This is a genomic window from Erythrobacter sp. YT30, from assembly GCF_001542875.1.
Taxonomy (GTDB): domain Bacteria; phylum Pseudomonadota; class Alphaproteobacteria; order Sphingomonadales; family Sphingomonadaceae; genus Erythrobacter.
Window position 1 is genome coordinate 398,711 of record NZ_LMAF01000002.1, and the last position, 15,555, is coordinate 414,265.

A 15,555-nucleotide genomic window follows, 5' to 3' on the forward strand; every position below is an offset into this window, starting at 1 on the left:
ACGCAATCCCTTCGTTGCGGCGACAACCTTGACCATATTGTGTCGAATTAGTGTTAACCGCATAGAAACCTTCGCGTTTCGGGGACAGGCTGTGGTATTTTTGTGGCTGACTGACGGGTGAAAGTCAGAAACTGAAGCGCAGTGATGAGACCGCCGTCACCTCGTCTACATCGATCAAGGTTGCGCCATTGGGCGAAAGCGTCGCATTGGCGTAATTGCCGCCGAGATTGAGCGAGAGTCCGCGCGCCAGCGCATATGAAGCACCCACCGCGCCAGATACTTCAGATGCGCCGTCAATCTCGCCATAGTGCCCTTCTACGGAGAGTTGAAGCGGGCCGAACTGCGATTGTCCTCCAGCGGACACGAACCAACGATCGATTTCGATCAATGCTCCATCAAGCCGCTCATAACCGGCGCCCAGATCGTATAGCGAACTGCCATAAACGAGTTCGCCGACAAGCCCGATGCCGCGCGTATCGAAGCGGGTGATGCCATCTGGCGCATTGAAGCGAGCCTGACGATAGCGCCCCGTAAAGCGAACATCGCGCTCTCCGATCGGACGCTGGAATTGCGCGCCGACTTCGAAATCGCCGTTCGCATCGACAACCGCACCAATAATACTTGGACCGAACCGGCCAACATAGGCCCCACCCCAATTATCGAGCTGTCCATAGAAATCATCGAACGCGAGGAACGAATTGCCTACACCGCGGCGGCGACGGGTCAATTCGCGCACCTGCTGATTTACGTTGCCGCCGATAAACGTGCCGAAACTGGTGCCGATAAAGCCCGCGACATTGTCTGTGTAATCATCGGGCACGCCGATTGTGTTGTCGGAATATTGCCCAAAATAAGCAGCGCCAATGGTCCATCGATTGGCAAGCTGAGTTTCGGCGGCCACCTGCACGTTGGTTACGAAACCTAGGGTCACCTCGTCATCATCGATCAGATTGTCGAAGTCAGCGGTTATGTTTGCATCGGCAAGTCCCGTCACCGAGATCGTCACATTGCCTGCTTCGAGTGAGAGCGGTTCTTCGAATGAGGAGAGGTTATCGTAATTTAGGTTGATATCTTGCGAGAATGCCGCGCCCGGCATGATTGCAAAGGCAGCCGCGCTGCCAAGGAAGAGAGGGCGGATCATGGAGCTTTACGCCCTTTTCCGGAACATCGTTTGGAAAGCATGCCGCGCAATTTTTCTGCCTGCATCGTCGGCAGCCTCATGATCGGCGAGCCAGTGCACACCGCCATAGATGCGGCTCCACCCGTTTTCGTAAGCGGCTTGATCGAGGCTGGTGAAATAGCGTCGCTTTCCCGTCAGGCTGGGCCAAAGCACCTGATCGGGGCTCTCTTGGCTGAAGCTGACCTCGTCTGTTCCGATCAGCAGCTTGATCATCTCAACGCCAACCGCGCCGAAGGTTGAATGCCCTGACGTGTAGGCCGGGAAATTGGGTGTCGGGATCAGGCTTTCCCAATTGGGTTGCTGGACAATGCGCGGATCGGTGCTGCCGAACTGGCTTGAGCGATGCTTGATCGCGGTTTCAGGGCGCAGAATATCGTGGTGATACTTGCTATCCCAAGCGTTGATCGAAGCATCGGCCTGCGTCGCGCCCATCAGGGCGAAATGGCGTGCATGGTCGAGGAAGTCGAAGCCGCGATCCTGCATCACCTGCAGCCCAATGTACAAGAAATGCCCTGGCGGTGTGATGCCCCATGGGCCATCTTCCCAAAACAGAGCGATCTCGGCTTGATCATCAGTGCGGTGGGTTGAATCCTTGCCGCCAAGTTTGCGCACCAACTCGTACTGAGCTGCAAATGCGGAGCTTTTGGGGTCGAGAAAGTCGGCGACGCGGAATTGCGATGGGCTGGTCATCGTCCAGGGCGTGATCGCGCCATGCCCTGGAAACAGGCCCCGCTCATACGCGCCAATCGCCGGGCCGGGTCCTGCCGAATAGCTTGGCCCGGTGGGCGTCCAGCGCAGCACATCATCGCGGCGCGGATAGCGGTCGTGGTAAAAGTTCACCCGGTGCGGCTCTGCCCCATCATGGGTGCGCATCTTGTTGATCTGAAGCCCGACATGACGGCCCCATTTAACCCCCTGATCCTTCGCCTCCCCATCGGGAAAGCGGGATTTGAATGCGCGCCTCTCCCACAGGAAAGGCTGCTGGAAACACTCAGATGCCGCGGTTGCAAAAGCAACGCCATAGGCGATCTCGGGATCAGCGCCGCTGGGCGCTTCGCCAAAATCATAAGGCATTTCAAATCGTCCAATGATCGCGTTGGCAGCGGCAAAACCTGCGACCATGGGCGCTGCAAAATTATACGCAGCGCGCGGGGGCGCGACGCGTTGATCGCGCACCTGCTGCATGACGATATCGACCCAGTGATAGACGGTGTTCACATTCTGGGGCTCAACGATGTTGGTGAGATAGCTTGAACGGCTGCCCATACGCGCAGTCGAGCAGCCGCCAAGTGCGCTCGCAGCAATTCCAGCCGCGGCACCCGCCATCAGATTTCGCCGCGAAACCCGCATTTTTCGCTTTTCCTCCATGCGGATCATCCCGCGTGTATAATCGCAAAACCAGCCTTTGACGGACTGCCTAATGTCCATTTCGGCTTATTGGTTCTTCTTATCGGAGAGCGAATTACGGCAAAAAAGTCAGCGAGTGATTAACCGCTCTGAGACGCAGAATTGCGGGGCTAAAGTGCAGCAGGCACCATGATGTTAGCGAAGCATCGTTAATCAAGCTGATGCATGTCGGATGTGCTCATTGGCACAGCGCCTTAAGTTGGCTCGAGCAGCGCTCCTATGTGTCAATAGGCTGAGGGTTTCGCGTGTGTCCAAATGTCTATACACATGCGCCATGGACCTCTTCACGTTCCTCGTCATCCTGCATGTGATCACCGGGTTGACCGGCCTCATCGCGTTTTGGGTACCGATTGCGACGAAGAAAGGGGCAAGGACCCACCGCACGGGCGGGAAATGGGCGTGCTATGGATTTATGGGAGCAGGCGCGCTCGCTGTCGCGATGGCTCTCCTGACACTTTACGCACCCGACAAACGCCATCCAGAAATCGCGGATAGAGAGCTGTTCGAAGGGCTGTTTGTCTGGATGATGCTTTATCTCGGCATCCTCACCATTGGTTTTGCTGACTATGGATTGAGCGTTGTCAAACACGCCCGGTCTCGCGAACAATTGCGTCGTCCAAGGACGCAGATCGTGATCGCAGCCGTCGTGGCCTCGGGCCTTTATTGCGGGTACTACGGCTGGCGCGTGGGCGATCCGCTGATGATGGCTCTATGTGTGCTGGGCGTTGTCTCCATGGCAATCCAGCAGCTGTTCATTTGGCGCAGGGAAGCCCCCTCTCCCAAAGCGTATGTCGGCGAACATTTCCGCGCGCTTATTGGCATGGGGATTTCAGCCTACACGGCATTCATGTCGGTGGGGCTTATTCGGTGGGTGCCTGAACACGTCTTCAATCCGCTGGTGTGGGCAGGCCCCAGTATCGTTGGCGTCAGCCTGATCATTTACTTCACCGCCAAGGGCAAAGGTCACTTTGCCTCAAAGACTAAAGCAAAGTCGGGCTCAAAATCCGCCAGCGTCAAACCACGGCCCACATCCGTTTGAGATTTGCGATCGTCTTGTCGACGGTCAAAAGCTCTCGCGATTGTGCGGGTAGCGCAGCGCGCAGGCTGACCCGCAGGTTTTCAAGATCAAACAGCACCTCACGCTGAGTTGGATCGGCGACAAGGCTCTCAATCCATCCAACGCTCACGATCCGCGTGCCTTTGGTGACGGGGCGAACTTCGTGAATGCTTGTGCTGGGATACAGCACCAATTCACCCGGCTTTCCTTTGACAGTATAGTCCATGCCTGCGCTGTTGATCATCAATTCGCCGCCTTCGTAATCCTCTGGCGGTGTGAGGAAGAGCGTGAAGGACAAATCAGTGCGCATCCGCCCCGCCCCTGCGCCCATCAGCGCGTTATCGATGTGAGAGCCATAGTGCCCACCGCCTTGGGTTTTACTGATGAGCAGATGCGAAAACCGACGCGGTTGGGCAGCGGCTTGCAGCACGGCATTGTCGTTGAGAAATGGCATGATCAGCGCTTGCGCCGCCTTGCCAGCTTCATCCTGCATCACCGCCTGTTCGTTTTCTTTGACAGCACTTGCGGTTTTGCCCGCTGTCTCCTTGCCATCGCGCCATTCAAGCTTTGCCACCGCGGCGTTCACTTCGGCCAGTTTTTCCGCATCAGGAATGGCCGCGATGGTTAAGATCATGGGAAACCGTCCGCTTGCTTGTGATAATGAGTTGCATCAACGCCGACCTGCCTTATGACAGACAGAACGCAATCCAACTATCGCGCGAGGCATCCAAATGAAAGTCACCACGAAAACCTGGACCACACTTGGGCTTGCGACAGCGCTCGCGGGCGCAGGTCTTGCCGGATGCTCAGGCGAAGCTGGCAGCAGTGGCGAAGGCGGTGAGGCAGCCCAAAGCGGCGAATCTGGCGCCGGTGGTGAAGGCGAAGGCGGCGAAGGTGCTGGCGGAGAGGGCGAAGGCGCTGGCGGAGAAGGTGAAGGTGGCGTCTCCGTGGGTGCTGCGGGCACTGATCCCGTGGTATATAGATCAGCCCTCGCCATTGCTGAGGCGCACGTGATCGCCGCACGCGATGCGTTTGCAGCCGGCAACACAGAGGCCGCAGCCGAGATGTTCGGGCACCCCGTTTCTGAAGTTCTTGCTGATCTAGACCCTGTGTTTGAAGAGCTTGGCGTTGAAGATATGAAGCCGATGTTTAACGCAGCGTCTCAAGGTGTTCTCAACGGTGAAGATGCGGCGAAAGTCAACGAGCGTGCCGACGAGATCATCGCCGCTCTAAGGGCCGCAGCAGCCAAAGCGCCTGACGACGGTACCAGCGCAGCTATGATCGCAGCAGGCGTTGCATCCGACCAGATTGAGCGCGCAGCCGATATGTATGGCGAAGCAGTGGAGGGCAAAATTTACGGTCCCTATCTTGACGGCTATGGCTTTTATAAGTCAGCCGAAGCTGCCTTTGATGGGTCATCGGATGCAATTGCTGCTGAAAATGCTGACCTAGCAGGAAAGATCACCGCTGCCCTTGGGCTGCTTGGCAAAGCCTATCTAAGTGCAGAACTTCCCGAAAACCTCGATGCCAATCAAGGTGAATTACAGGGCGCGTCTTCCGCAGTCATGCTGGCGACAAGCTAGGCTTTAGGGCCAAAGCACCCTTCCCAATCTTCCGCGAAATCGGCATAGGCGCTGCCCATGCATGATATTCGCCTGATCCGAGACGACCCGGCCGCTTTTGACGTCATTATGGCGCGCCGCGGCCTTGAACCTGTGGCTGCGCAAATCCTTGCGCTTGACGAAGAACGCCGCGCTCTCACCACACGCCTGCAAGAAGCGCAATCACGTCGTAACGAAGCATCTAAAGCCATTGGCAAAGCGATGGGCCAAGGCGACACAGAAACGGCTGAAGCGCTGAAGGCTGAAGTCGCCGAGCTTAAGAAGACGATGCCTGATTTGGAAGATCAGGATCGCAGCGTTGCCAAACGTCTTGAAGATATGATGCTCGCCCTTCCCAACGTTCTCGACCCGTCAGTGCCGGATGGCGAGAGCGAAGAAGACAATGTCTATCTGCGCGAATGGGGCGAGAAACCGAACTTTGATTTCGACCCGCAAGAACACGCCGATATGGCCCCCGCGCTCGGCATGGATTTCGAAACGGCAGCCAGAATTTCCGGGGCGCGCTTCACCTTCCTGCGCGGAGATATGGCGCGCCTTCACCGGGCGCTCGGCCAATTTATGCTCGACAACAACACTCAGCATCATGGCTTTACCGAATGCAACCCGCCGCTCCTCATCAATGAAGAGGCAGGATATGGCACCGGGCAATTGCCCAAATTCGGCGAAGACCTGTTTCGCACGACTGACAATCGCCTGCTGATCTCAACTTCGGAAATGGTTCTGGGCAATTCCTTCCGCGAACAATTGTTTGCCGAAGAGGATTTTCCGATGCGCCTTACCGCGCTCACGCCGTGCTTTCGTTCTGAAGCTGGTTCTGCCGGGCGCGATACGCGCGGTTTCATCCGCCAGCACCAGTTTGAAAAAGTCGAAATGATTGTCGCCTCACTGCCTGAAAAGGCGGAAGAGGAATTGGACCGGATCACCGCAGTAGCCGAAGGCCTGCTGCAAAAGCTGGGCCTTCACTACCGCGTTATGGCGCTGTGTTCGGGTGACATGGGCGCAGCGATGATGAAGACTTATGATCTGGAAGTTTGGCTGCCCGGTCAGGGCGCCTATCGCGAAATCAGCTCGTGCTCCAACGGTGGCACTTACCAGCCGCGCCGGATGAATGCGCGTTATCGCCCGGAAGGTTCGAAGAAGAGCGAGTACTTCCACCTCTTGAACGGCTCGGGTCTCGCTGTTGGACGCACATTGGTCGCTATCATTGAAAATTATCAGCAGGCAGATGGGAGCGTGATCGTTCCTGAAGTGTTGCATCCCTATATTGGCGGCGTCACAAAACTGGAGCCACGCGACTAATGCGCATTCTTGTCACCAATGATGATGGATATCACGCCCCTGGCCTTGAAGTGCTTGAGGCAATTGCCGAGCAGCTTTCCGACGATATCTGGATCTGCGCGCCGTCAGAGGAGCAATCGGGCGCAGGCCATTCGCTCACGCTGAACCAGCCTGTCCGTCTTCAGAAATTCGGTCATCGCCGCTTTGCTGTAACCGGCACGCCCACAGACAGCGTAATGATGGCCCTGCGCGAAGTCATGGACGCGCCGCCTGATCTCGTCTTGTCCGGTGTCAATCGCGGGGCAAATCTGGGCGATGACATCACTTATTCGGGCACCGTTTCAGCCGCTATTGAAGGCGCTTTGGCTGGCGTGCGCTCCATTGCTCTTAGCCAAGTCTACAGAAGCGGAGACAATGCGCCGGCTGACACTTTCGAGGCGGCCAGAGTGTGGGGCAAGCGCGTAATAGAGCCACTGCTTGAGGTGACCTTCGATCCGCGCACTCTCATCAACATCAATTTTCCTCCGGTTGCTGCCGACGCTGTTAAAGGCACGCGCGTCGTACGGCAGGGTTTTCATGATTATTCGCGCGGCAGCATCGTCGAAGGCAAAGATCCGCGCGGACAACGATATTTCTGGTTCGGTCTCCACGCGATTGAGCATACGCCCGACAATGGTACCGATCTGGAAGCGATCGACGAGGGTTTCGTTGCGATCACACCGCTGCAACTTGACCTAACCCACTACCCCACAATCGAAAAACTGACCGAGCGGTTTTGAGCACCGTTTTGCGCAGTGGAACGATGGCTGTTATCGCACTGTCATGAAGGGGGATAGTCCTGACAAGAATGCCGCTGCGCGCTCAAGAGAGGCAAAGCGAGCGGCTCGCAAGCGGTTCAAGCCCTTACGGCGTGCTGTAAAGCTGCCTGTTTGGGGCGATTTGAGCCTTCGCATCGGCGCTGCTCTGTTTCTCATCATGGTCGTGGTGATGATCCACTGGTGGGATCGCGAAGGCCTCGTCGATAGTGTCGATGGGCATGTCAGCTTTCTCGACGTCGTGTACTTCACTATGATCTCAATTACGACTACGGGCTTTGGTGATATCGCACCTGTTACCGACAGCGCGCGGTTGAAAGAGGCGATAATCGTCACGCCGATCCGGTTTGCCGTGTTCTTTATCTTTGTCGGTACCGCCTATAACTTCATCATCAAGCGTTCATGGGAGAAATGGCGCATGTCCAGAATTCAGGACACTCTGTCAGGCCACGTGGTCGTTTTGGGATACGGCGTATCAGGTTCGCAAAGCGTCGAGGAATTAATCCAGCGCGGCACCGATGCGAGCAGTATCGTGGTGGTCGATCCAAGCGAGGAACGCTTGGCCGAGGCTGAAAAGCTGGGCGCCAATGTCATGGCGGCAGACGCAACTCGCGATGAGACCTTGCGCGCCGTGCGCATTGAAGAGGCGGGCAGTGTCCTCGTTTCTGCAGGCCGCGATGACACATCGATCCTGATCGTGTTGACCGTCCGTCACCTCGCGCCAAAGGTGCCGATCAGCGTCGTCGTGCGCGCCAATGACAATGAACTGCTAGCCCGCCAGGCAGGCGCGGACAATGTCATCAATCCTGTACGCTTTACCGGGCTGCTGCTTGCCGGTTCTGCGCAAGGCGCGCACATTTCCGATTACCTGGCAGACCTCGCATCCGTTTCCGGCCGCGTGCAATTGGTTGAACGCGTCGTTGAAGAGAATGAATGCGGCCTATCCATTGCCGAGCTAAAAAGCGGCGGACGCGGCCTTCGCATCTACAGAAACGGACGCGCCATCGGTTACTGGGAAGACGAATGCCAAAACCTGCAAAAAGGCGATGTGATCGTTGAAATCGTTCCGACCGAAAATGGCGATAGCAGCGGAGTTGGCCTGCGGGTTTGAGCGCATAGCACCCTAACGTTACCCTCTAAACCACAGAAACACACCGCCCATGGCCGCCATGCCGAGCAGGAAATGGCCGCTATCGATCAGGAAAAGCGTGAAGCTTTTGCGCTGGAACAGGTAATTGATGCCCATAGCCGGGATCATGATGCCGCCTGCAAATCCTATCGCCATCATCATCACGACATGCGGCGCAGGGTTCACCCGGGCAAGCAAGTGCCACAGCACCATTGCGATCAGCATTTCGAACAGAAAACAAAGGCCGAAGATCACAGCCATATTGCCGCCCTCGACATCGGCGTCGGATAGGCCTGCCGCTTTTTGCCAGGTTTTGCCGAACAGCGCGCCGTACCAGATCGCGCCGACGATGAAGAAAGCGGCAGAGCCAGCTAGAACAGGCCAGAGTGCAAAATCATTCATGGTTTCATCCCTCCCTAGAGGCATTCATCTAGCGCAATCGGGTGTGCCAGTGTAGGGGGCCGCCATGAACACCCCCACCACTTCACTTCCTGATGCCAAGAAAGTCGGCATGGTATCGCTTGGATGCCCAAAGGCGCTTGTCGATTCCGAGCGTATTCTCACGCGCTTGCGCGCCGATGGATACGCGATGAGCCCCGATTATGCGGGCGCTGACGTTGTGCTGGTGAACACGTGCGGCTTTCTCGATTCTGCCAAGGAAGAGAGCCTTGCAGCTATTGGGGAAGCGATTGCAGAAAATGGCCGCGTCATTGTGACCGGCTGTATGGGCGAAGAGGCTGACGCGATCCGCGCAGCGCATCCGCAAGTGCTCGCTGTAACGGGTGCGCATCAATACGAACAAGTGGTTGAAGCCGTCCATGAACATGCACCGCCAAGCCAAGGGCCGTTCGTCGATCTGATACCGCAGCCGGATGTAAAGCTTACACCGCGCCACTACAGCTATCTGAAAATATCTGAGGGCTGCAATCACTCGTGCTCCTTTTGCATAATCCCGGACTTACGCGGGAAACTGGCCAGCCGCCGGATTGATGCGGTTTTGCGCGAGGCGGAAAAGCTGGTGGCTGCGGGCACGAAAGAACTATTGGTCATATCTCAAGACACCTCCGCTTATGGTGTCGATACAAAGCACGATCCGCGCGACTGGAAGGGGCGCGAAGTGCGCGCGCATATGACCGATCTTGCGCGCGAACTTGGCCAGCTTGATACCGGCAACGGGGCTCCGCCGTGGGTGCGTCTGCACTATGTCTACCCCTACCCCCATGTCGACAAGGTTATCCCGCTGATGGCTGAAGGGCTTTTAACGCCCTATCTCGACATCCCGTTCCAGCACGCATCACCCAAAGTGCTCAAAGCCATGCGCCGCCCCGCCAATGAATCGAAAGTGCTCGACCGGCTAAAAAGCTGGCGCGAGATTTGCCCCGATATCGCCGTGCGATCTTCCTTCGTGGTCGGCTTTCCCGGCGAGACTGAAGAAGATTTTCAGTACCTAGTCGATTGGCTGGAAGAGGCTCAATTGGACCGGGTTGGCGCTTTCCGTTTCGAACCCGTCGAGGGCGCGCGTGCCAATGATCTGCCCGACCCTGTGCCCGAGGCGATCAAGGAAGAGCGCTATGCCCGTCTGATGGAAGTTACCGAGCGGATCAGCGCTGCAAAGCTCGCGGCCAAGGTCGGCCGTACGCTGCCCGTCATCATCGATGAAGTGGGCGAACCTGATGAGGATGGTGATATAGGTGCCACCGGGCGGTCACAAGCTGATGCCCCTGAAATCGACGGTGCCGTCTACCTACGCAATGTGCCGGAAAGCACAGAAACAGGAGACATTGTCGAGGTTCAGGTTGAGGACGCCGATGCGCACGATCTTTTCGGGGTGATCGCCTGACGTCGACCCCGCGCACGCAAAATTTGAAACTCGAACGTGCTTGAGTGATTGCTCTGATATGCCGGTGACCATCCAATCCTCGATCATTTTTGAAAGCGACACCCCCGCTGACGTAATGCTTCAGTTCGAAGCGGCAGAGCTACCCGAGCAACATCTTAGCGATCTTTCGACGCTGGTCACAAAGGGCACCGACTTCGTTCGCATCCCCGCGCATGACGATATCGGAGAGCGCGCCTGGCTGCATTGCAATGGCCAGGTGCAAATCGATTATTCGGCGAGCGTAGAGGTCATCAGGGAAACCGACGATCTGGATGATCTCTATGCCCTGCCGCATAATCAGATGCCGGGAGAAACAGTGCAATATCTGCTCGATTCCCGTTACTGCCACGGACAGGAATTCCAGTCGCTTGTCGCATCCGAATTTGCAGGCACTGAAGGCGGCGCGCGGATTGCCGCTATTCTCGCATGGATTGGCAACCAGTTCGAGTACGCACCAGGATCGAGCGATCCGAATACGGATGCGACCCGCTCCTTCATCCAGCGACAAGGGATCTGCCGCGACTTTGCGCATGTCCTTATCGCCATGGCCCGCGCTTCGGCGATCCCTGCGCGCTATGTCGCGTGCTATGCGCCCGGCGTAACGCCGCAGGATTTCCACGCTGTCGCCGAAGTGTTTCTCGCCAATCCGCGCATTCCGGGCGGAGGCATCTGGCAAATGGTTGATCCCACAGGGATGGCAAACCCTACTGAAACCGTCAAAATCGGCGTGGGGCGCGATGCGGCTGATGTGAGTTTCCTCACCAGTTTCGCTCCGATCCAGTTTATCGGAAGCAACGTCGAGGTCAGCCGCAATGACTAAATACGTATGCTTGATTGCCCCTACGGCAAATTGAATTGAAGCAAACGCTGCAATTGGGTAGCAGCGAAGGCTCATCGCTGCTCCTCAATTTGCCCCGCAAAGGGCTGTTCGCCAACAGGGATCGTTCGTGACTCAATTCGCTGCTGACAGGCTTCTTCTATTTGGAGCGACCGGAGACCTCTCCCGGCGCAAACTCCTGCCATCCTTGTGCGCGCTTGATGCAGATGGGCTCCTTCCTGAAGGTCTGAACATTATCGGCACAGCGCGCAGCGATCTCGATGATGCAGGCTTTCGCGATATGGCTCGTGAAGCTCTTGAGGCGCATCTTGAACCAGACCGGCGCGGGGGCATGGCAGGATTTCTCAACCGGCTGAGCTACCAGCGATTGGATGCGTCCACTGTCGAAGGGTTCGATGATCTCGCGACCAAGGTGGGCGATTATTCGTCCAAAGGGCTTGCGATCTTCCTATCTACAGCGCCCAGCCTGTTTGGCCCCACAATCGCCGGCTTGCGTCATGCAGGTCTGACCGGCGAAAAGGTGCGTATGTGCCTCGAAAAGCCGTTGGGCACCGATCTCGATACATCTGCCGTCATCAATGATGCGGTAGCGGACGCTTTTCCGGAAGAGCGGATTTTCCGCATTGATCACTATCTTGGCAAAGAGACGGTGCAGAACCTGCTTGCACTGCGCTTTGCCAATATCCTGTTCGAACCGATCTGGAATTCGAACTATATTGAGCATGTCCAGATAACCGTTGCCGAAACGGTTGGCCTCGAAGGACGCGTCAGTTTCTATGATGATGCAGGCGCGCTGCGCGACATGGTGCAGAACCATATGCTCCAGCTCCTTAGCCTTGTCGCGATGGAGCCCCCCACCAGCTTTGATGCGACAGCCGTTCGCGATGAGAAGGTGAAAGTCTTGCGCGCGATGCGCCCTGTGCTCGCCAATGAAACGGTGACCGGGCAATATCGCGCCGGTGCAATCAATGGTCAGGCGGTGCCAGGCTATGATGATGAGCTCGGCAAACCATCGAACACGGAAACCTTCACCGCGATAAAGGCGCATGTCGACAATTGGCGCTGGAAAGGCGTCCCGTTTTACCTGCGTACGGGCAAACGCCTGCCCGAACGCGTCACCGAAATCCTGGTCCAGTTTCGCTGCGTTCCGCACTCGATCTTCGGGGGCACGTCGGGCGCAGGATTGCAGCCCAATTCGCTGCTGATCGGTATCCAGCCCGAAGAGAACATCACGCTGTCGCTGATGGCGAAGGTTCCGGGGCTTGAGGCGACCGGCAATGCCCTTCGCGAAGTGCCGCTCGAAATCACCATGCCTGATGCCTTCGTCGGGCAATATCGCCGGATCGCGTACGAAAGACTGCTGCTCGACCTGATCAAAGGCGATCAGACACTGTTTGTACGGCGTGACGAGGTTGAGGCACAGTGGGAATGGGTCGATGCGATCCGCGAAGTGTGGGAAGAAGAAGGCATGACGCCCAAAACCTACACCGCAGGCAGTTGGGGGCCGAGCGCGGCAATTGCTTTGGCCGAACGCGACGGAGTGAGTTGGCATGAGTGATCTTCACCCCACCATTCGCAAAGTGACTGAGCGCGTTATCGAGCGCTCCAAGCCTGGCAGGCAATCCTATCTCGACCTGATGAAGCGCGAAGCAGATCGCCGGCCAGAGCGCGAGGCAGTATCATGTTCTGTGTTAGCGCATGCCTTTGCTGGGGCGGAGGAAGATCAGGACGCGCTTAAAAACAATCGCGGGCCCAATATCGGCATAGTCACCGCGTACAACGATATGCTGTCCGCGCATCAGCCTTATGGCCGCTATCCCGATCGCATGAAAATCTACGCCCGCGAAGTGGGCGCAACGGCGCAAGTTGCGGGCGGCACGCCTGCGATGTGCGATGGCGTGACGCAGGGCGAAGACGGGATGGAACTCTCGCTGTTCAGCCGCGACAATATCGCGATGGCAACAGGCGTTGCTCTCTCTCACCAGATGTATGACGGCATTGCCTGCCTTGGGATTTGCGACAAGATCGTACCCGGCCTTGTCATGGGCGCGCTGCGCTTTGGGCATTTGCCAGCAGTGTTCGTTCCATCAGGCCCCATGCCCAGCGGCATTTCGAACAAACAGAAGCAGGAAACTCGCCAAAAATTTGCCGCAGGCGAAGTCGGCCGTGATGCTCTGCTCGAAAGCGAACTGGCCAGTTACCACTCACCGGGCACCTGCACATTCTACGGTACTGCCAATTCCAATCAGATGATGATGGAAATGATGGGCCTGCATGTACCGGGCGCTGCGTTTGTCCAGCCGGGCTCGAAACTGCGTCAGGGATTGGACCGCGCGGCGGTCCACCGGCTTGCCGAATTGGCCGGAACAACCGACCGCACGCTCGCGCAAGTGGTGGATGAAAAGGCGATCATCAACGCAATGATTGGCCTGCTTGCAACCGGCGGCTCGACCAACCACGCAATTCATATCCCAGCCATGGCGCGTGCGGCGGGCATCCATGTCGACTGGACCGATCTTGCCGAGCTTTCGAGCGTCGTGCCCCTGCTTGCCCGCGTCTATCCCAACGGATCGGGCGATGTGAACCAATTCCACCATGCTGGCGGCATGGGATATATCATCGGCGAATTGCTTGAAGCAGGCCTAGCCCACCGCGATATCCTGACTGTCTGGGAAGGCGGTTTCGATGCCTACACCGCCGAACCGATTTGGGAGGATGACGCCCTTAATTGGACCCGCGTCACTGAAACGCGCGATGACACTATGCTGCGCCCCGCCTCTGAACCATTCCAGCCCGATGGCGGGATGAAGCTGCTCAACGGCAATCTGGGCCGCGCGTGCTTCAAATCCTCTGCGGTCGACAAATCACGCTGGACCATCGAAGCACCGGCGCGCGTGTTCGAAAATCAGGCTGATGTGTCCGTCGCCTTCAAAGCTGGTGAGCTGGACCGGGATGTAGTGGTCGTTGTGCGGTTTCAGGGACCGCGCGCAAACGGCATGCCCGAATTGCACTCGCTCACTCCAGCACTCGCGGTGTTGCAAGATCGTGGGCACAATGTCGCGCTTGTCACCGATGGCCGCATGTCTGGCGCGTCAGGCAAAGTGCCTGCCGCGATCCATTGCACTCCCGAAGCGATTGGCGGCGGGCCGCTCAGCCTTTTGCGGGATGGCGATATGGTGAAGGTTTGCGCCGAGACTGGCGAGCTATCAACGACCGCTGATCTCGCCAGTCGCATCCCTGCCCCTGACCCCGCGCCCGAATGGGGTGTTGGCCGCGAGCTTTACCGCATGATGCAAGCCCAAGCCGATGGCGCAGAACAAGGCGCATCAGCCATGCTCAAGGCGGCGGGTCTTTAATGAGCACTGACATTGTCGCGGTCGACATTGGCGGTACGCATGCCCGATTTGCGATCGCCGCGATTGAGGACAACGACACGATCACGCTCGGAGAACCCGTCACGCTCCACACCGAAGCGCATGCCAGTTTCCAGACAGCATGGGAGCATTACCGCGAGGAAATGGGCGGCGCCCTGCCTGAGAAAGTGGCAATGGCGGTCGCGGGTCAAATCAAGCCTGATCTTATTCGCTTCACCAACAATCCATGGATAATTCGTCCTCCTCTTATCGCCGAGAAGCTGGGCTGCGCAGCTCATGTGATCGTCAACGATTTCGAAGCGGTCGCCCATGCTGCCGCGCGTGCTCCATCCGGCCAATTCCTTCATCTGACCGGCCCCGATGGTGATCTGCCAGAGACTGGAACGATCAGCGTTCTTGGCCCCGGTACCGGGCTTGGTGTGGCGCATTTCTGGCGCAGCACGGCGGGCGAATATCGCGTGCAGGCAACCGAAGGCGGACATGGGGATTTCGCGCCGCTCGACGCCATTGAAGACTCAATTCTCGCGCGGCTGCGCAAACGTCATACACGCGTTTCAACCGAGCGCGTCGTATCCGGCCCAGCCATTGTCGATATCTATCAGGCCCTTGCCGCGATGGAGGGCCGCGCAGTTGTCGAAATGGATGATGTCGCGATCTGGACAGCGGGCACTAGCGGCGAAGATAGCTTGGCCGCCGCTGCGGTCGATCGCTTCTGTCTTTCGCTTGGTTCGGTTGCAGGCGATATCGCGCTTGTGCAGGGGGCGAGCGGTGTCGTGATTGCGGGTGGGCTTGGTTACCGCATTCGCGAAACATTGCTCGCATCAGGCTTTGCCGACAGGTTCCGCGCCAAGGGGCGCTTTTCTGGTCTCATGGCAACAATCCCGGTCAAGCTCATCACGCATCCGCAGCCCGGCCTTTTGGGAGCCGCAGCCGCCTTTGCGCAAGTCCATGGCACATCCTGATCGCATCTGAAGCC

The 15,555-nt window shown here is 57.5% G+C and carries 14 protein-coding genes; 10 read left to right on the forward strand and 4 right to left on the reverse strand.

From position 1 onward, the window contains the following. Nucleotides 1-124: 124 nt before the first annotated feature. A complete protein-coding gene (locus tag AUC45_RS06550; protein ID WP_067600087.1) occupies nt 125-1,141 on the reverse strand; it encodes a hypothetical protein in 1,017 nt (338 codons plus the stop codon). Nucleotides 1,142-1,147: 6 nt separating this feature from the next. Continuing rightward, entirely contained in the window at nt 1,148-2,608 is a 1,461-nt protein-coding gene (locus AUC45_RS06555) for a vanadium-dependent haloperoxidase (protein ID WP_082701010.1), read from the reverse strand. Between the two features lie 253 nt (nt 2,609-2,861). Between AUC45_RS06555 and AUC45_RS06560 the strand changes: the two genes are divergently transcribed. Further along, nucleotides 2,862-3,626, forward strand: coding sequence for a hypothetical protein (locus AUC45_RS06560; protein ID WP_067600094.1), 765 nt, complete (start codon nt 2,862-2,864; stop codon nt 3,624-3,626). Here the strand turns inward: AUC45_RS06560 and AUC45_RS06565 are convergent. Next, a complete protein-coding gene (locus tag AUC45_RS06565) occupies nt 3,601-4,278 on the reverse strand; it encodes a Fe2+-dependent dioxygenase (protein ID WP_067600096.1) in 678 nt (225 codons plus the stop codon). The genes AUC45_RS06560 and AUC45_RS06565 overlap by 26 nt on opposite strands. Before the next feature lie 97 nt (nt 4,279-4,375). Here AUC45_RS06565 and AUC45_RS06570 point away from each other — a divergent pair, with 97 nt between their 5' ends. The 4 genes from AUC45_RS06570 to AUC45_RS06585 are packed head-to-tail and all read left to right on the forward strand — an operon-like array spanning nt 4,376 to nt 8,470. Continuing rightward, on the forward strand, nt 4,376-5,227 hold the full coding sequence (locus tag AUC45_RS06570; protein ID WP_067600099.1) for a hypothetical protein: 852 nt from the start codon (nt 4,376-4,378) through the stop codon (nt 5,225-5,227). 57 nt (nt 5,228-5,284) lie between these two features. After that, nucleotides 5,285-6,565, forward strand: coding sequence for a serine--tRNA ligase (gene serS, locus AUC45_RS06575; RefSeq protein ID WP_067600102.1), 1,281 nt, complete (start codon nt 5,285-5,287; stop codon nt 6,563-6,565). Further along, nucleotides 6,565-7,323 (forward strand): 5'/3'-nucleotidase SurE, encoded by a 759-nt coding sequence (gene surE, locus AUC45_RS06580; protein WP_067600105.1) that lies wholly within the window; start codon nt 6,565-6,567, stop codon nt 7,321-7,323. The genes serS and surE overlap by 1 nt, the downstream gene beginning before the upstream one ends. Before the next feature lie 43 nt (nt 7,324-7,366). Beyond that, a complete protein-coding gene (locus AUC45_RS06585; RefSeq protein WP_082701011.1) occupies nt 7,367-8,470 on the forward strand; it encodes a TrkA family potassium uptake protein in 1,104 nt (367 codons plus the stop codon). Nucleotides 8,471-8,488: 18 nt separating this feature from the next. Here AUC45_RS06585 and AUC45_RS06590 read toward each other — a convergent pair whose 3' ends face one another. Next, complete coding sequence (locus AUC45_RS06590) at nt 8,489-8,890, reverse strand: DUF1761 domain-containing protein (protein WP_067600109.1); 402 nt, start codon at nt 8,888-8,890, stop codon at nt 8,489-8,491. A gap of 64 nt (nt 8,891-8,954) precedes the next feature. On the opposite strand from AUC45_RS06590, the gene rimO reads away from it, so the two are divergent. The 5 genes from rimO to AUC45_RS06615 all read left to right on the forward strand — a co-directional run bounded on the left by rimO (nt 8,955) and on the right by AUC45_RS06615 (nt 15,541). Beyond that, entirely contained in the window at nt 8,955-10,328 is a 1,374-nt protein-coding gene (gene rimO, locus AUC45_RS06595) for a 30S ribosomal protein S12 methylthiotransferase RimO (protein WP_067600112.1), read from the forward strand. A 58-nt stretch (nt 10,329-10,386) separates the two neighbouring features. Then, nucleotides 10,387-11,187, forward strand: a complete 801-nt coding sequence (locus AUC45_RS06600; RefSeq protein ID WP_067600116.1) for a transglutaminase domain-containing protein — start codon at nt 10,387-10,389, stop codon at nt 11,185-11,187. 127 nt (nt 11,188-11,314) lie between these two features. Continuing rightward, the gene (gene zwf, locus AUC45_RS06605) at nt 11,315-12,763 is read left to right on the forward strand and encodes a glucose-6-phosphate dehydrogenase (RefSeq protein ID WP_067600118.1); all 1,449 of its coding nucleotides are present in this window, start codon (nt 11,315-11,317) and stop codon (nt 12,761-12,763) included. Continuing rightward, nucleotides 12,756-14,561, forward strand: coding sequence for a phosphogluconate dehydratase (gene edd, locus AUC45_RS06610; RefSeq protein ID WP_067600121.1), 1,806 nt, complete (start codon nt 12,756-12,758; stop codon nt 14,559-14,561). Before zwf ends, edd begins: the two co-directional genes overlap by 8 nt. Continuing rightward, nucleotides 14,561-15,541 (forward strand): glucokinase, encoded by a 981-nt coding sequence (locus AUC45_RS06615; protein ID WP_067600124.1) that lies wholly within the window; start codon nt 14,561-14,563, stop codon nt 15,539-15,541. Before edd ends, AUC45_RS06615 begins: the two co-directional genes overlap by 1 nt. Nucleotides 15,542-15,555 lie beyond the last annotated feature (14 nt).